The organism is Cellulomonas sp. plas2 (assembly GCF_057221735.1).
In genome coordinates this window covers 178487-193565 of the sequence record NZ_CM170155.1, presented here as the reverse complement: position 1 = coordinate 193565, position 15079 = coordinate 178487, and the positions used below count along the sequence as shown (strand labels likewise).

Annotated in this window: 9 protein-coding genes and 1 tRNA gene; 4 read left to right on the top strand and 6 right to left on the bottom strand. The window is 75.7% G+C overall.

Features of this window, described 5'->3' with window-relative positions:
• The first annotated feature begins 43 nt into the window (after positions 1-43).
• From AC2TDM_RS00880 to AC2TDM_RS00870, 3 genes are all read left to right on the top strand, one after another.
• Complete coding sequence (locus AC2TDM_RS00880; protein WP_090032305.1) at positions 44-1078, top strand: LacI family DNA-binding transcriptional regulator; 1035 nt, start codon at positions 44-46, stop codon at positions 1076-1078.
• A gap of 17 nt (positions 1079-1095) precedes the next feature.
• On the top strand, positions 1096-3096 hold the full coding sequence (locus AC2TDM_RS00875; protein WP_484635521.1) for a glycoside hydrolase family 2 protein: 2001 nt from the start codon (positions 1096-1098) through the stop codon (positions 3094-3096).
• A gap of 61 nt (positions 3097-3157) precedes the next feature.
• Positions 3158-3439: a hypothetical protein gene (locus AC2TDM_RS00870; RefSeq protein WP_484635520.1), complete on the top strand. Its 282-nt coding sequence runs from the start codon at positions 3158-3160 to the stop codon at positions 3437-3439.
• Between the two features lie 32 nt (positions 3440-3471).
• Here AC2TDM_RS00870 and AC2TDM_RS00865 read toward each other — a convergent pair whose 3' ends face one another.
• From AC2TDM_RS00865 to AC2TDM_RS00845, 5 genes are all read right to left on the bottom strand, one after another.
• On the bottom strand, positions 3472-6123 hold the full coding sequence (locus AC2TDM_RS00865) for a SpoIIE family protein phosphatase (RefSeq protein ID WP_484635519.1): 2652 nt from the start codon (positions 6121-6123) through the stop codon (positions 3472-3474).
• 113 nt (positions 6124-6236) lie between these two features.
• The gene (locus AC2TDM_RS00860; RefSeq protein ID WP_484635518.1) at positions 6237-8603 is read right to left on the bottom strand and encodes a glycoside hydrolase family 43 protein; all 2367 of its coding nucleotides are present in this window, start codon (positions 8601-8603) and stop codon (positions 6237-6239) included.
• 130 nt (positions 8604-8733) lie between these two features.
• Entirely contained in the window at positions 8734-9906 is a 1173-nt protein-coding gene (locus AC2TDM_RS00855; protein WP_484635517.1) for an AAA family ATPase, read from the bottom strand.
• A gap of 152 nt (positions 9907-10058) precedes the next feature.
• On the bottom strand, positions 10059-13418 hold the full coding sequence (locus AC2TDM_RS00850; RefSeq protein ID WP_484635516.1) for an esterase-like activity of phytase family protein: 3360 nt from the start codon (positions 13416-13418) through the stop codon (positions 10059-10061).
• Between the two features lie 87 nt (positions 13419-13505).
• Complete coding sequence (locus tag AC2TDM_RS00845; protein ID WP_484635515.1) at positions 13506-13967, bottom strand: hypothetical protein; 462 nt, start codon at positions 13965-13967, stop codon at positions 13506-13508.
• A gap of 242 nt (positions 13968-14209) precedes the next feature.
• On the opposite strand from AC2TDM_RS00845, the gene AC2TDM_RS00840 reads away from it, so the two are divergent.
• Entirely contained in the window at positions 14210-14881 is a 672-nt protein-coding gene (locus AC2TDM_RS00840; protein ID WP_484635514.1) for a DUF6803 family protein, read from the top strand.
• Between the two features lie 57 nt (positions 14882-14938).
• Here AC2TDM_RS00840 and AC2TDM_RS00835 read toward each other — a convergent pair.
• Positions 14939-15029, bottom strand: a tRNA-Ser gene (locus AC2TDM_RS00835).
• Positions 15030-15079: the final 50 nt, after the last annotated feature.

The following is a 15079-nucleotide window of genomic DNA, read 5'->3' as shown; positions in this document are numbered from 1 at the left end:
TCACGTCTGCCAGGGTGACGGGCGAGCAGAGGAGGTGGGCGGGGTGGGACGGATCCGCCTGCAGGACGTCGCCGAGCGCGCCGGCGTGTCGATCAAGACCGTCTCGAACGTCATCAACGGCAAGGGCCGGGCGACGGACGAGACGCGCGACCGCGTGCAGAAGGCCGTCATCGACCTCCAGTACCGGCCGAACGTGGCGGCCCAGCACCTGCGGCAGGGGCGCAGCGGGATCGTCGCGGTGGCCCTGCCCGAGCTGACGCAGCCGTACTTCGCCGAGCTCGCGTCCGAGATGGTGCGGGCCGCGAAGACGCGCGGGCTGACGGTCCTGCTCGCGCAGACCGACGGCTCGCCGGAGGCGGAGCGCGCGGCGAGCGACGGCATCGACCTCCCGCTCATGGACGGGCTCGTGCTCAGCCCGCTGACCCTCACCGCGGACGACCTGCGCCACCGGCTCGACCCGACGCCGCTGGTGCTGCTCGGGGAGCACGTGGGCGACGACTCGCCGTTCCCGCACGTCGCCATCGACAACCGGGCCGCGGCGCGGGACGCGACGGCCCACCTGCTGTCCCTCGGCCGCCGCCGGGTCGCGGCGATCGGCGCGAAGGACCCCGCCGGCGGGGTCGTCCCCGCCGAGACCGCCGAGCTGCGGTTCGAGGGGTACCGGACGGCGCTCGCGGCGGCCGGGCACCCGCTGCGCCCCGAGCTCGTCGCGAGCGTCGGGGACTTCCACCGCAGCGACGGCGCCGCTGCCATGCACGCCCTGCTCGACCTGCCGGAGCCGCCCGACGCGGTCTTCTGCTTCAACGACCTCCTGGCCCTCGGTGCCCTGCGGACCCTGCGGGACCGCGGGCTGCGGGTGCCGGAGGACGTCGTCGTCGTCGGCATCGACGACGTCGAGGAGGGCCGCTACGCGACCCCCAGCCTGTCCACCGTCGCGCCCGACAAGCGCAGCATCGCCGAGACCGCCCTGGAGCTCCTGCTCCGCCACCGCACCGACCCCGACGCACCGCCGCGTCACGCCGTCGCCGAGCACCACCTCGTCGTCCGCGAGAGCACCGGCGGCACGCCGCGCCCGTGACCGGAAGGACCCCCACCGTGACCACCACGACGAGCACGACGAGCACGACGACGAGCCCCACGACGGGCACGACGACGAGCCCCGCGACGGGCCCCGTCCCCCCGGCGGCCGCGGCCGGGGACGCCGCGACGACGCCGCGCGCCTCGCGCGGCGACGGCACCTACCCCCGCCCGCAGCTCGTCCGGCCCTCCTGGGCCGACCTGTGCGGGCCGTGGGACTTCGCGCTCGACCCGCAGGACGCCGGCCGTGACGCCGGCTGGTGGCGCCCGGGCGGCCCGGAGGGCGCCGACCCGTTCGACCGCACGATCCAGGTGCCCTTCCCGCCGGAGGCGCCGGACTCGGGGATCGGCGACCCCGGCCCGCTGCGGGTGGTCTGGTACCGGCGGCGGCTGACGGCCGAGGACCTGGCCGCCGCGGGGCTGGGCCGGCAGGGCGACCGGGTGGTGCTGCACCTCGGCGCGGTGGACCACACCGCCGACGTGTGGGTGGACGGGCAGCACGTCGGCCGGCACGAGGGCGGGCAGACACCCTTCGCGCTCGACGTGACGGCCGCCGTCGGCGGCAGCGGTGAAGGCGACGTCGGCACGGGCGCCGTCGTCGTCGTGCGCGCCGAGGACGACCCCGACGACGTCGTGCAGCCGCGCGGCAAGCAGGACTGGAAGCCCTCGTCGCACTCGATCTGGTACGACCGCACGACGGGCATCTGGCAGCCCGTCTGGCTCGAGGCGGTGCCGGCGCTCGCGCTGGAGGAGCTGGCCTGGGAGGCGGACCTGCCGCGGGCGGCGGCCGTGCTGACGGCCCGCCTCTCGTCGCCCCCCGTGCCCGGGACGTGGCTGGACGTCGTCGTACGGCACGACGAGGACGTGCTCGCGGAGCAGCGCGTGCGCGTCCTGGGCCGCGACGTGCGCGTCGTCGTCGACCTGCCCCGGCAGGCCAACGGACAGGGCTACGAGGAGCTGCTGTGGTCGCCGGAGCGCCCCACGCTGCTCGACGCGACGCTCACGCTGTCGGCCCCCGGTGGCTCCCCGGACGTCGTCGCCTCCTACCTCGGCCTGCGCAGCTGCGCGGTCGCGGCAGGCGCCTTCCTCCTCAACGACCGCCCCTACCGACTGCGGTCGGTGCTGGAGCAGGGGTACTGGCCCGGGACCCACCTGGCCGCGCCCTCGGCGGACGCGCTGCGCCAGGAGGTGCAGCTCATCAAGGACCTGGGCTTCAACTCCGCGCGCGTGCACCAGAAGGCGGAGGACCCCCGGTTCCTCTTCTGGGCGGACCGGCTCGGACTGACCGTGTGGGGCGAGACGGCCAACGCCTACGCCTACTCCCCGCGGTCGGTCGAGCTGCTCACGCGCGAGTGGCTCGAGCTGGTGCGCCGCGACCGCTCGCACCCGTCGATCATCACGTGGGTGCCGCTCAACGAGAGCTGGGGCGTGCAGCACGGCGCGCACGACGTCGCGCAGCAGCACTACGGCCTCGGCCTGGCGCACCTCACCCGGGCGCTGGACCCCACGCGGCCGGTCGTGTCGAACGACGGCTGGGAGCACACCGACTCCGACATCTGGACCGTGCACGACTACGCCGAGCGCGGCGACGAGCTGCGCGCGCGGTACGGCACGCCGGAGGCGGTCGACCGCCTGCTGGCGGGCATCGGGCCCGCGGGACGGCGGCTGCGGCTCGCCGACGCGGCACCCACCCACGACCGCGGGCAGCCCGTCATGCTCACGGAGTTCGGCGGCGTGAGCTACGCGGCCGAGCGCCACGACGCCTGGGGCTACTCGACCGCGACGAGCGACGAGGACTTCGCCGCGCGCATCGGCGACCTGCTCGCGGCCGCCCGCGAGGCCGCGCCGCTGGCCGGGTTCTGCTGGACCCAGCTCACCGACACGGGGCAGGAGACGAACGGGCTGCTGCGCGCCGACCGCTCCCCGAAGCTGCCCGTCGCGGTGCTGCGGCGGCTCGTCACGGGCGTCGACGAGGGGGCGGCCCGCCCGTCCGGGGACGTCGCGGACCCGTCCGTGTGACGGTCGCCCGGCCGTCCCCGCTCGCCCTGCGACCCTCCGGAGTCGCGGTTACCGTCGATCCATGACGCGCACGCTCGAGGCCCGGCCCGCCCTCCCCGGGGAGCAGGACGACCACGGACCGGGGGCGCTCGCGCTGGCCGACGCGGCCCGGGACCGGGTGCGCGACCTGGCAGCCGGCCTCGGGCTGGGGCACGGGGCCGGCCACGGCGAGGGCCGCGCGCGGGCCGCCGCCGGCACCCGTCAGGACCCGCTCATCAGCTCCGACCAGGGGCTCGCCGGGTGGCTGGTGTCGATCCCCGTCGTCATCGTGCTCGGCACCGCGCTGCTGGCCCCCTGGCCGTGACGGGCGGTCGGGCTGCCTGCTGACGCCGGCGCTCAGGCCCCGGGCACCGGGGGCGCGTCCGGCACCCGGGCCGGCGGTGCGTCGGCCGGCCGGGGACGGTCCTGGCGGTGCAGCCGGACGGCCAGGAGGGCGACGTCGTCGGTGGGACGCTCCGGCACCATCCGGGCGACGACCCCGTCGACGAGCTCGTCCAGGGTCGCCCCGCGCAGGCCGTCCGTCGCCGTCGCCGCGACGGTCTCGCGCAGGCGGCGGATGCCGTCGGAGAGCGACGCGTTCCGGCGCTCCACGAGGCCGTCCGTGTAGAGCAGCAGGGTCGTCCCGCGGTCCACGGTCACGACCGAGTCCGTCCGGTCGACCCCCGGGTCGATCCCCAGCAGCAGCGACGAGCCGTTGCCGTGCAGCTCCGTCACCGTGCCGTCCTCGTGCAGCAGGAGCGGCGGCAGGTGACCCGCGTTCGACCAGCGCAGCCGGGTGACGCTCCGCTCGCGCTCGTCCTCGGACTGCTCGAGCCGGGCGACGACCGCGGTCGCCAGCGTCCGGATCTCGAGCCCACGCATGGCCGCGTCGAGCCCGGTCAGGACGCCCGCGGGGGCCTGCCCCGTCGCGTACGCGATGCCGCGCAGCAGCGTCCGCACCTGGCTCATGGCGGCCGCCGCATCGGAGTCGTGGCCCATGACGTCCCCGATGACGAGGACCGTGGCCCCGTCGGGCTGCAGGAACGCGTCGTACCAGTCCCCGCCGACCTGCGCCGCCTCCGCGGCCGGCAGGTACCGAACGACGATCTCGACGTGGTCCGGCTCGACCGGCGCGGACAGGAGGCTGCGCTGCAGGCTCTCCGCGATCCGGTGCTGCTGCTGGTAGAGCCGCGCGTTGTCGATCGCGAGGCCGGCCCGGTCCGCCACCTCCGCGGCGGTCAGCAGGTCCCCGGCGGACAGCTCGCCCTCGTCGGGCCCACGGAACAGGGAGACGATGCCGACGACGCGACCACGGGCCTGCAGCGGCAGGAAGTACGCCGCCGATGGCCCCAGCGCACGCAGCGCGTCCTGGGCCGGGCCCGCCAGCAGCGGTGCGATGTGCTCGGTGGCGTCGACCGGCACGGACACGAGCCGGTGCTCGCGCAACGCCCGGTGCAGGTACGAGTGCTGGTCCAGCGACGGCAGTCGCAGCCGCCGGTACTGCTGCACCAGCGGGCGCGCGTCGGGGTCGGCGTGCCACGAGCCGACGTCCCGCAGGGTCCCGTGCTCGTCGAGCAGCGTCACCAGGCACCACGAGCCCAGGGCCGGCACGAGGTGCTGCGCGAGCCGCGCCACCGCCTCGTCCGTGTCCAGCGTGCCGGTGAGGTCGGCGCTGACGGCGGCGACGAGGCTCAGCCGCCGGGCCGCCCGCTCGACGGCGCCCTGCGCGTCCTCGGCGACCCGGCGCGCCTCGTCGGCGACCCGTCCGGCCTCCGCGGCGGCGGCCTGCGCCGCGTGCCGGGCGGTGATCTCGTGGAAGTGGACCGACAGGCCCTCGTCGGTGGGCCAGGCCCGGACCTCGTACCAGCCGTCGAGGGGCGGCGGGTAGTAGGCCTCGAACGTGCCGGGCGTGCCGGTCAGCACGGCCGCCTTGTACTGCTCCTCGAAGACGCTGCCGACCGTGGCCGGGAAGGCGGTCCAGAGGCTCTGGCCGAGCAGCTCCTCCCGGGAGCGCCCGAGGAGCTTCTCGGCCTCGGCGTTGACGTAGCCGAACCGCCACTCCTCGTCGAGGGAGTAGAAGCCGCCCGACATGGTCTCCAGCACCCGCGCGACGCGCGCGTCCGCGTCGCGACGGGCCGTCGTGTCGTACGCCGAGCCGAGCAGGCGCACCGCCGTGCCGTCCTCGCCCGCGACGGCCCGTCCCCGCGCGTGCACCCAGCGCGTACCGCCCCGCGGCAGCATGACGCGGTACTCCGCGTCGTACTCGTCGCACGCCTCGATGGCCACGCGCAGGGCCTCCTGCACCCGCGGGCGGTCGTCGGGGTGCAACGCGGCGACGAAGTCCTCGATCGTCCGGCCGAACTGGCCCCGCTCGAGCCCGAAGATGTCCAGGAGCTGGTCGTCCCACCCGAGGGCGCCGGTCACCAGGTCCCAGTCGAAGGTGCCGACGCCCCCGGCGCGCACCGCGAGCTGCCACCGGGTGCGGTCCGCCTCGTACTCCGCCGCGAGGGCCGCGAGCTCGAGCTCGGTGGCGGCGTAGCCCGCCAGCTCGTCGAGCAGGGCGACGTCCTCGTCCCGCCACGGCCGGGGCGTCGGGTCGAACACGCACAGCGCGCCCACGACGTGCCCCTGCTGGCCGCGCAGGGGCACGCCCAGGTACGCACCGACGGCACCGCCGGTCACGGGCGGGAGGTCCGCGACCCGGTCGTCCTGCGCCGCGTCGGTGACGACGACGGGTGCGCCGGCCGCCGCCGTCACCGTGCACAGCGAGTCCGCCAGCGGGCTGCGCGTCCCCGCCGGGTCCGGCCCCGGCCCGTGGCCGGCACCGACGACCTGCACGTCCTCGAGCAGGGAGATCTGCGACGACGGCGCACCCAGCAGCCGCGACGCCAGCCCCACGACGCGGTCGAGCACGGGGCTGCCCACCGCCGGGAGCACGCGCCGAGTGGCGGCGACCCGCTCCGGACCCCCGGGAAGGCCGGGGGTCCGGTCGGTTGCGGACGCGCTCACGGGATCACCTGCTGGGGGGCGGGCGCCGGGAGCCGGATCGGCGACCCGCGGAGGCGCGGTGCGGGGTCGGCGGAAGGATAGGCGAGGACGGGCCGCCCGTGACGGCCCGCCCATCATCCGTTCGCGGGTGCCACCCTCAGGTGGTCGAACCGCGCGGTGGCCCCGGCACCGCCGTGGGCGACGAGGCCGATGCGGACCTCGGCACCGGCGTCGAAGGTCCACGTGCCGCCGTGCACCCATGTGATGCCGTCGGTGCTCGTCGAGGCGCGGACCTCCTGCTCGCCGGCCGCGTCGGCCGTGCGGGTCAGCCGCAGCCACGTCGTCTCCGCCGGGGGCCCGACGATCGTGCCGCCGTACCGCGTGCCGCCCGCGAAGGGGATCTCCCGGCCGAACTCGGTCTGCCGGGTGTTCCAGATGGCCACGTGCGAGAGGCGGGCGAAGTCGTCGTCGTCGACGTAGGCGACGATCCCGCCCTGCTGGTAGTTGCGGATCTCCTCGACCCCGAGGTCGATGGTCAGCCGCGTCTCGGCCACCCAGTCACCCTCGGGGGCGTCGCGCAGGAGCAGCCCCGCGTCGTCGCTGTCACCCGTGAGGTCCTTGGCCTCCGTGGGCCAGACGAGGGAGCCGTCCTCCACCCGGACCTGCGGGTCGCGCACGGCGGTCCAGCCGGAGGCCAGGGTGTCGCCGTCGAACTCGTCGCCGAGCGCCGGGTCCCAGGGGCCGGGAGCGGTCGGCTCGACGACGTCGGTCACCGGGACGGCGGCCGGCAGGACGCTCACGTCGTCGACGTGCGCACCGGGCCCGTCGACGAGGACACCCGCGGCGCCGTGCGTCCGGGTGCCGCGCGGCAGGTCGAGGACGACCTCCGCGAGCGGGTCGCCGAGGCGGGCGTGGCTGAGCTCGGCGCGCGCCTGCCCGTCGCGGACCTCGAGGACCAGCGCGTGCCAGGCGTCGGACCGGAACGCGTCGGGCAGGGGCGCGCTCGACGTGGCCGTCACGGCGGTGCGACCGCGGACCGTGGCCGTCGTCTCGACGACGAGCACGTCGTCCTCGAGCCGCGCCCGGATGTGCGCGGCCTGCAGCGTCGTCCCGCGACCGCCGACCGCCGCGGCCAGGGTGGTGCTGGCCGTCGAACCCGCGGCACGCCGGACGTCGGCCTCGACGCGGACGTCGGTCAGGCCGCCGCCGCGGGTCAGCAGGGTCGCGGCGCCGGTCGAGGCGGCGTACGGGCCGGCGGCGACGTCGGTCGCCGTCGCCCAGGCGCCCTCGGCGCGCAGCGCGGTGGTCCCGCGGCCGTCGGGCAGGCCCGCGTCGAAGCCGGTCACCGCGCGACCGCCGGTGACGGGGCCGGGCTGCGCGTCGTCGGAGCCGCCGAGGCCGCCCCGGACGATCGGCCAGCCGTCGACCCAGTCCAGCCGGTCGACGAGCATGGGCCGCTCGTTGATGCCGTCCGTGCCGTCGAGGTACGGGTCGGCGCGGTCGATGGCGTGGTAGACGATCCAGTCCTGGCCGGCGAGGTCGGTCGTGATCGCGTTGTGCCCCGTCCCGACGAAGGCGTTGCCGTTCGGGAACAGCACGGGCGTGCCGCCGGCGCGGCTCTGGTCGAGCGGGACGCCCTCGCGGTCGACGTAGGGGCCGGTCAGGTCCCGCGACCGGCCGACCTGCACGCTGTAGCCCGTCGTCGGGCCGGCGCAGCAGTTGGCGGTGGAGGCGAACAGGTACCACCAGCCGTCGCGCTGCACGACGTAGGCGCCCTCGAACTTGTTGTCGATGGCCACGCGGGTGGGCGTGCCGACCGCGCGGGTGCCGTCGTCGGACAGCTCGGTGACGAAGATGCCCCCGTAGTAGGAGCCGTAGAAGAGGTGCTCCTCGCCGTCCGGCGTCGCGACGTGGTGCGGGTCGAACGTCCAGAGGAAGTCGCCGGGTCCGCCCGCCCCGCGCCGCGGGCCGACCACCGGGCCGCCCGCGTCGGTCCACGGGCCGGTCGGCGTGGGCGCGGTGGCGACCCCGATGGCGCCGTCGCCCCGCTCGCCGGTCACCGTGGTGTCGGTGACGACGTAGTAGAGGCGGTACTCGCCGTCGACGTACCGGATGTCCGGCGCCCAGAGCGCGGTGCCGCCGGCGGTGTCCGCCCAGGACGGCAGCGTCGTCTCGGTGAACGCGTCGCCGACGTACTCCCAGTCGACGAGGTCCTGCGAGCGCGACATCGGCAGCAGGTGCCGCGTCCCCTCCCCCTCGCGCAGCGGGTCGGTGGTGCCGTAGGCGTACCACCAGCCGTCCTGGCCGCGGATGACGGCGGGGTCGGCGTAGGTGTCGGCGAACGTGTCGCTGACCGGGTTGGTGTACGTCGTCGCGGTCGGCGCCAGCGGCCCGTCGCCGACGACCGTCGGACCGGGGGCCGCCGCGGCGGTCGGGGCCACCAGGGCGGCACCCAGCGCGACGGCGGCGGTGAGCAGGGCGGGGCGTGCGGGTCGTCTCATCGTCGAGCTCCCAGGCAGGTCGGGACGGCCCACCCGGCGCTGGGTAAACCTTGGACCACCTAGTCCTACCCGCTGATCGGCGGCCGTGTCCAGAGCAGGGGCCGCCCGGTCCTCACCTCGCGGTCGACCGTCACCGGCTGGGCCACGACCACGCCGGCACGTCGAACGGCCCCTCCTGCCCCCGCACCCGCGTCGCGCCGAGCTCCTTCACCAGCTCCACCTCGGCCAGGTCCTCGGCGTCCACCGCGTCCGCGAGCACACGACGCAGCGCGGCGGAGTGCGTGACGACGACGACCTGCGTGCGCCGCGCGGCGGCCGCCACGAGCCCGCCGAGCCCGGGCAGCAGGTCGGGGTGCAGGCTCGTCTCCGGCTCGTTGAGCACGAGGAGCCGCGGCGGCCGCGGGCTCAGCAGCGCGGCGGCCCACAGGAGGTAGCGCAGCGTCCCGTCGGACAGCTCCGCGCCCCGCAGCGGCCGCAGCAGCCCGTGCTGGTGCAGCTCGAGGCCCAGGAGGCCGCCCCGTTCGACGACAGCGACCCGCGCGTCGCCGAACGCCGCGGTGACGGCCTCGTCGAGCAGGTCCCCCCACCCGGCGTCGACGATCGTCGCCACCGCCGCCGCGAGGTCGCCGCCGTCGGCGGCCAGCACCGGCGTCCGGGTGCCGACGCGCTCCTGCCGCGCCGGCGCGTCCGGGTCGGCGCGGAACCCGTCGTAGAAGCGCCAGGACCGCAGCGTGCGGCGCACGGCCGACAGCTCGGGCGCGCCCGCCGGGTCGACCACCTCGCTCAGCAGGCTGTCCCCGGTCGCCAGCTGCTCGGGCATCCGCCGCCACCCGCCCTCGTCGTCCCGCAGCCGCGCGGTCGGCCCGTGCCGCTCGGCGACGAGGGACCCCGCCCGCAGCACCTCGCCCGTCCACACCGCCTCGACCTTGATCTCCGGGTCTCGGGCGAAGACCCCGCCCTCCTGCGGCAGCCCGAGGTCGGCGGCGTAGCCGTGCCCGTCGGCGACCACCCCGAGCCGCAACGCCACGGGCCGCCGCCGCCGGGTCCCCTGCACCGGGGCGCGGCCCTGGCGCACCTCCAGCCCCGTCCCCTCCGGGCCGGCCCACAGCGTCGAGTCGAGACCGCCCTCGCGCGCCAGCGCCCCGACGGCGCCGCCGAGCGCGATCCCGGACAGCAGCCGCAGCGCCCGGTACAGGTTCGTCTTCCCCGACCCGTTCCCACCCGTCACCACGGTCAGCTGCCCCAGCGGCAGCACGAGCTCGCGCAGGGACCGGTACCCCTCGACCGCCACCGTCGTGATCACCCGGCCAGCGTGCCGCACGGGTCCGACAGCGAGGCGACACGTCCGGCGGGCACCGGCGGGCACCGGCGGTGGCAGCACGACGGCGGGCACCCGTCCGGGTACCCGCCGTCGTCGTCGCCACCGCGTGCGGCGGCCGCCTCTCCGCCCTGCGCTCAGCGCAGGAGGTCGACCTCCAGGTCCGCCCAGACGAGGCGGTGGTCGGACGTCGGGAACGGGAAGGTGCCTGTTAGCTCCGAGCCCGGCTGCCCCGCGGCCGGCCAGAACACCCCGGCGTCGGCGACGCCGAGCGTGGTGGACGGCAGGACGTAGTCGACCCGCAGGTTGCCCGGCGCGGTGTCGGCGAAGTCCGCCGTGTCGAGCGCCGGGTCACCGGTGTGGGCGGCGTTGGCCGCACCCTGCGAGGCCGCCGCCTCCGGCCCGCCGGCCGAGGTCGGCGCCGGGTCCTGCAGCAGGTCCAGGCTCAGGAGCTGACCGATCGCCGTGTCGTAGGAGTCCCCGTCCGCCGGGTCGGCGTTGAGGTCCCCGACGATCACGAACCGCTCGCCGCGGGCGAGGCCGCCGTGGACGCCCTCGTCGTCGTACACGTAGTCCGCGCCCTGGACGTAGTCCGCCCAGAACCGGATCTCGTCGTGGTTGCGGCGGCCGTTGCGGTCCTCGGCGCCGTCGAACGACGGCGGCGTCGGGTGCGCGGCCAGGACGTGGACGGTGCGGCCGTCGACGACCACGGGCACGTCCCAGTGCGACTTGGAGGACAGCGGGAAGCTCTCCAGCTCCTCCGACGAGTACCAGTCGGCCGGGATGACGTTGCCGGGCATGTCCTGCCACCGGAAGCCCTGGAACGTCCGCACCGCGTCGGTGTCGATCGGGTACCGCGACAGGACGAGCATCCCGTACTGGCCCGGGAAGGCGCCGAAGCCCCAGGCGTCGTCGGGGCCGCCCACGGACCCGTCGTTGTCGAGGTCGAACCCGGACGGCACGCCGGTGTTCACCGGTGCCCAGAAGGCGTACGGGTACGTCACCGGCGCCCCGTCGCCCTGCGGCACCGCGAGGTAGTTCTCCCGGAACAGCCGGGCGCTGACCCCCTCGGCGTCGTGGTCGAACTCGTTGAGCAGCACCACGTCGGGGGCGGCGGTCTGGATGACCTCGGCGACGGCCTTCGCCTGCGCGTTGTCGCCCGTGGCGAGGTCCGCGGCCAGGCCGCCCTCGGTCGCCCGGTTGAGGGACAGGTTGTAGGTGGCCACCCGCAGGTCGTCCGTCACCGCGACGGCCGGGTCGTCGGTGAAGGCGTTGTCCATGCCGGCCTGCACGAAGGCCCGGATCTCGCCGACGAGGTCGCCGGGGGCGTTCGGGTCGTCGCCGATGCGGAACTCCGCCGGCAGGAACTGGTTCTCCTTGCGGAAGGTCCAGCCCGTGACCTCGAGGCCGAGGCGGTGGGCCTGCTCGATGACGCCGGTCGGCTCGCCGAGCGTGCCGTCCTCCTCGCGCGGGATCATGACGTTCTTCTGCAGCCCGACGACGTCGGCGTACTCCGCGACGTCGTGCAGGCCCTCGCGCGTGACCATGTCCGCGTAGGTGAGCGGGTCGCCGGCGGCGACCTTGTCGGCCGGTGCGCCCACGGCGTCGATGAGCTGGGCCAGGCGGACCGTCGTCATCCCGTTCAGCTCCTGGAGGTTGCCCACCTCGAAGGACTGGATCTGCACGGGGTAGCCGCGGCTGTTCCAGCCCGCGGCGTCGATGCCGGCGACGACGGCCTCCTCCATCGAGAGGCCGATGGAGTCGAAGTACGTGCCGTGCTTGATCTCGGGGATCACGCCGACCGGGCGGCCGTCGCAGGAGACCGAGCGCCGCGCCAGGTCGATGACCTCGTCGAACGTCGGGATCTCGTACAGGCCGTCGAAGGCGGTGTTGCCCGGGCGGACCTCGGGCAGGCGCTCCACCGCGCGCAGGGTGCGGAGCTCGGCGAGCGTGAAGTCCTCGGTGAACCAGCCGGTGTAGGCCGTGCCGTCGACGGTCTTCGTCGTGCGGCGGTCCGCGAACTCCGGCCGCGTCGCGACGTCCGTCGTGCCGCTGATCTCGTTCTCGTGCCGCGAGACCAGGACGCCGTCCTTCGTCATGACGAGGTCCGGCTCGATGTAGTCGGCACAGGCGAGGATGGCCCGCTCGTACGCGGCCAGCGTGTGCTCGGGCCGCTCGCCCGAGGCGCCGCGGTGGGCGATGACCGTGGTCTCGGAGGGCGCCGCGGCGGGGACGCGCCGCAGGTCGACGACCGCGAGCTCCGTGGCGTCCGGCGTCCCCGGCACGCGCGCGGCGTTGCCCGGGTAGTTGTTGTCGTTGGCGATGAGCAGGCGCCCGTCGCGCAGGCGCACGACCGTCTCGAAGGACTGCACCGGCAGGGAGTACGGGTCGCCCGTGCCGTACCCGTCGCCCGCCCCGATGCCGTCGGGGTTGGCGATCTTCAGCGCGTCGAGGACGAGCGTCTTGCGCAGGTAGCCGTCGGGCTCGACCTGCTTCAGGTCCACCTCGTAGACGCGCTTGGTGACGGACGCGGCGCCGTCGAAGTCGTCCCGCTCGACGACGAGCATCCGGTGGTTGCCGACCATGAACGCGTCGCCGATGACGTTGGGCTCACGGTCCGCCTCGTAGTCCCAGGTCCGGCCGGTGTACTGCCCGGTGGCCGTGTCGACCTCGTGGACCGTGCGCCGGCGCTCCTGCGGGTCGTCGACGTAGGCGCCCTCGGTGATCGGGTAGAGGAACTTGCCGTTGGCCGAGACCGCGAGCGCCTCGAAGCCCTTGGAGGCCTTGACGCGCGGGCTCTCGTCGGGCGCGAGGAAGGGGTTCTGCGGGGAGCGGCCGCCCGGGAACGGCACGGGCGCCTGCAGCAGCTTGCCCGTGGCGTCGACGTGCAGGAGGAACGGCCCGAACTCCTCGCCGATCCAGAAGGTGCCGTCGCGGAGCTGGACGAGGGACTCGACGTCGAAGTCGCCGCCCGTCAGCAGCCGCTCGGCCGTGCCCTCGTTGACGATCGGGAAGCCGGCGAGGCCGTCGGGGTCGCGCAGGCTGACGAAGCCGTCGAGCGCGAGCTCCCCCGAGCCGCCCTCGGCCGTCTCCCAGTCGGGCGCGAGCGTGTAGATCCGCAGGAGGAAGTCCGCCGAGTTGCCCTTCGTGCCGAACCCGTTGTCCGGCATGCCGTACAGGGTGCCGTCGCGCCCCTCGACGACCGCCGAGAAGCCGGGCACGACCTGCCCGGCGAACGGGCCCTGGCGGCCGTTGGCGGGCGTGGCCAGCGCACCCGACGGCGGGCCCTCGACGAGGGTGTCGGCGTCGAGCGTCGCGCGGGCGACGAGCGTCGGCTCCGTGAGCGGGCTGATGCGGGTGCGAGAGGTCTGCGCGGCGGCGGAGTCAGCAGCGGTGCCGGTGGCGGTGTGGGCGGGGGCCGCGAGCGCGGCGGTCGGGGTGAGCAGGCAGGCGACGAGCCCTGTGACCAGGACCGTCCGAGTCCTCAGACGTCTCATGGCCCCAGCACAGTGCCGCCGGGCGACGGTGGCGGGACCGGCGGACGAGGGCCGGGTGACGGCTCGGTGAACCCTGGCCCCCGGGGCTCAGGACGGGACGTGCCCGTGCCGACGGTCCCGGCGCTCCCCCGCGACGAGCACGACCGACGGCCCAACGACGACGGCGACCGCCGCCACCAGCACCGACGCGCCGCGCACCTCGTCGGACGGCACGAGCGCGAGCACCGCCCCCACCAGCACGAGCACGCCCAGCACCACCGCCGCGGACCGCCAGCCCGTCGCGAGCCGCCGCCCGGCCGGCAGGTACCGCACGTGCGCGACGACGAGCACGACGAGCCACACCACCGACGCCACCACGGCCGCCACGAGCATCCCGACGAGCACGCCGACGAGGTCCTGGAACCCGCCGGACCCCGCGCCGGCGGCGGCCAGCGCCCCGGCCGCCAGCCCCAGCAGCCCCGCCACCACCACCGCCGCGACCAGTCCGAGGGCGAGGAACCCCGGCAGCGGCAGGCGACGCCTCCCGGGGGTCGTGCCGTGCGTCGTCATGGCGGCCATCCTGCCCGTCACCCGGTCGCGCGGTCCCGTGTCCGCGTCCCGAGCCGCTCGCCCTGCTCCGCCTCCTGCCACCCGGGACCTCGGTCCCCGTCCCACGTCACCCCGCGACCGCGCCCGTACGCCTTCATCGCTTCTTCATCGAGCGTGGCTCGGGTCACCCGCCTCGGCTGGCGATGGTGAGGGGGTAGCCGCCGGGAGCCTCCGGCGGCCCGTCCGTCCGAGAGGAGACCGTCGTGGTCGCCCTGTCCCCCGCCGTCGCCGACCCGGGCGCCGCTCCCGCGCCGGCCGCCCGTGCTACCCGGACCGCCGCCCTGGTCGCGCTCCTCGTCGCCGTCGCGGGCGTCGCGCTCACCCTGCCCGCCTGGCCCGCGGGCGGCGACATGGGCGGCACGCACTACATGGAGCTGCTCGCGGCGAACCAGCCGTGGAACCTGCTGCTGTTCATGGCGGTGCCCGTCGTGCTCGCGGAGACCGTCGCCGTCACCGAGCTCGTCCTGCTGCTGCGCCGGGACGCGGCGCCGGCGTGGGTGGCCCGGCTGTCGCGGTGGGCCGGCATCGTCGGCGGCGTGTACTTCGTCGGGGTCACCGCGTACCTGCTGCGGCACGCCGTCGTGCCGCTGACGCTCACCGGCGGGTGGCGCGGCCCGGCCGACGTCGTCGCGGTCGGCGGGTACCTGCTGGGGATCGTGCCGCTGCTGGGCCTGGCGCTCGTCGAGCTGCGGGCCGTGGGCGCCGGGTGGACGCCGCGGCGACGGCTGGCCGTGCACGCCGGGCTCGTCGGGCTGTTCCTCGTCGTCGCCCACGTCGCGATGATCGCCGGGATGCTCGACCCCACCGTCCTGGGCTGGGAGCCCGTCCACGTCATGGACGACGGCAGCAGCGTGCACGGGAGCGTGCACGGATGAGCCAGCCCAGGACCGCGCGAGCCCGTCCCCAGGAGGTGGGGACGGGCTCGTCGGGGGCGGAGACGGTGGGATTTGAACCCACGGAGGAGGTTGCCCCCCTCACGGCCTTAGCAGGGCCGCGCACTAGACCGGGCTATGCGACGTCTCCCAGACGCCGGTCAGGGTAACCGCATGTGCGGGCTGCGACCAAAGCGGGCA

What these genes read in the sequence shown, in the direction of transcription:
- AC2TDM_RS00845 (WP_484635515.1), bottom strand. Translation starts at nt 13,967, where the DNA reads ATGACGACGCACGGCACGACCCCCGGGAGGCGTCGCCTGCCGCTGCCG.
- AC2TDM_RS00860 (WP_484635518.1), bottom strand. Translation starts at nt 8,603, where the DNA reads ATGAGACGACCCGCACGCCCCGCCCTGCTCACCGCCGCCGTCGCGCTG.
- AC2TDM_RS00870 (WP_484635520.1), top strand. Translation starts at nt 3,158, where the DNA reads ATGACGCGCACGCTCGAGGCCCGGCCCGCCCTCCCCGGGGAGCAGGAC.
- AC2TDM_RS00850 (WP_484635516.1), bottom strand. Translation starts at nt 13,418, where the DNA reads ATGAGACGTCTGAGGACTCGGACGGTCCTGGTCACAGGGCTCGTCGCC.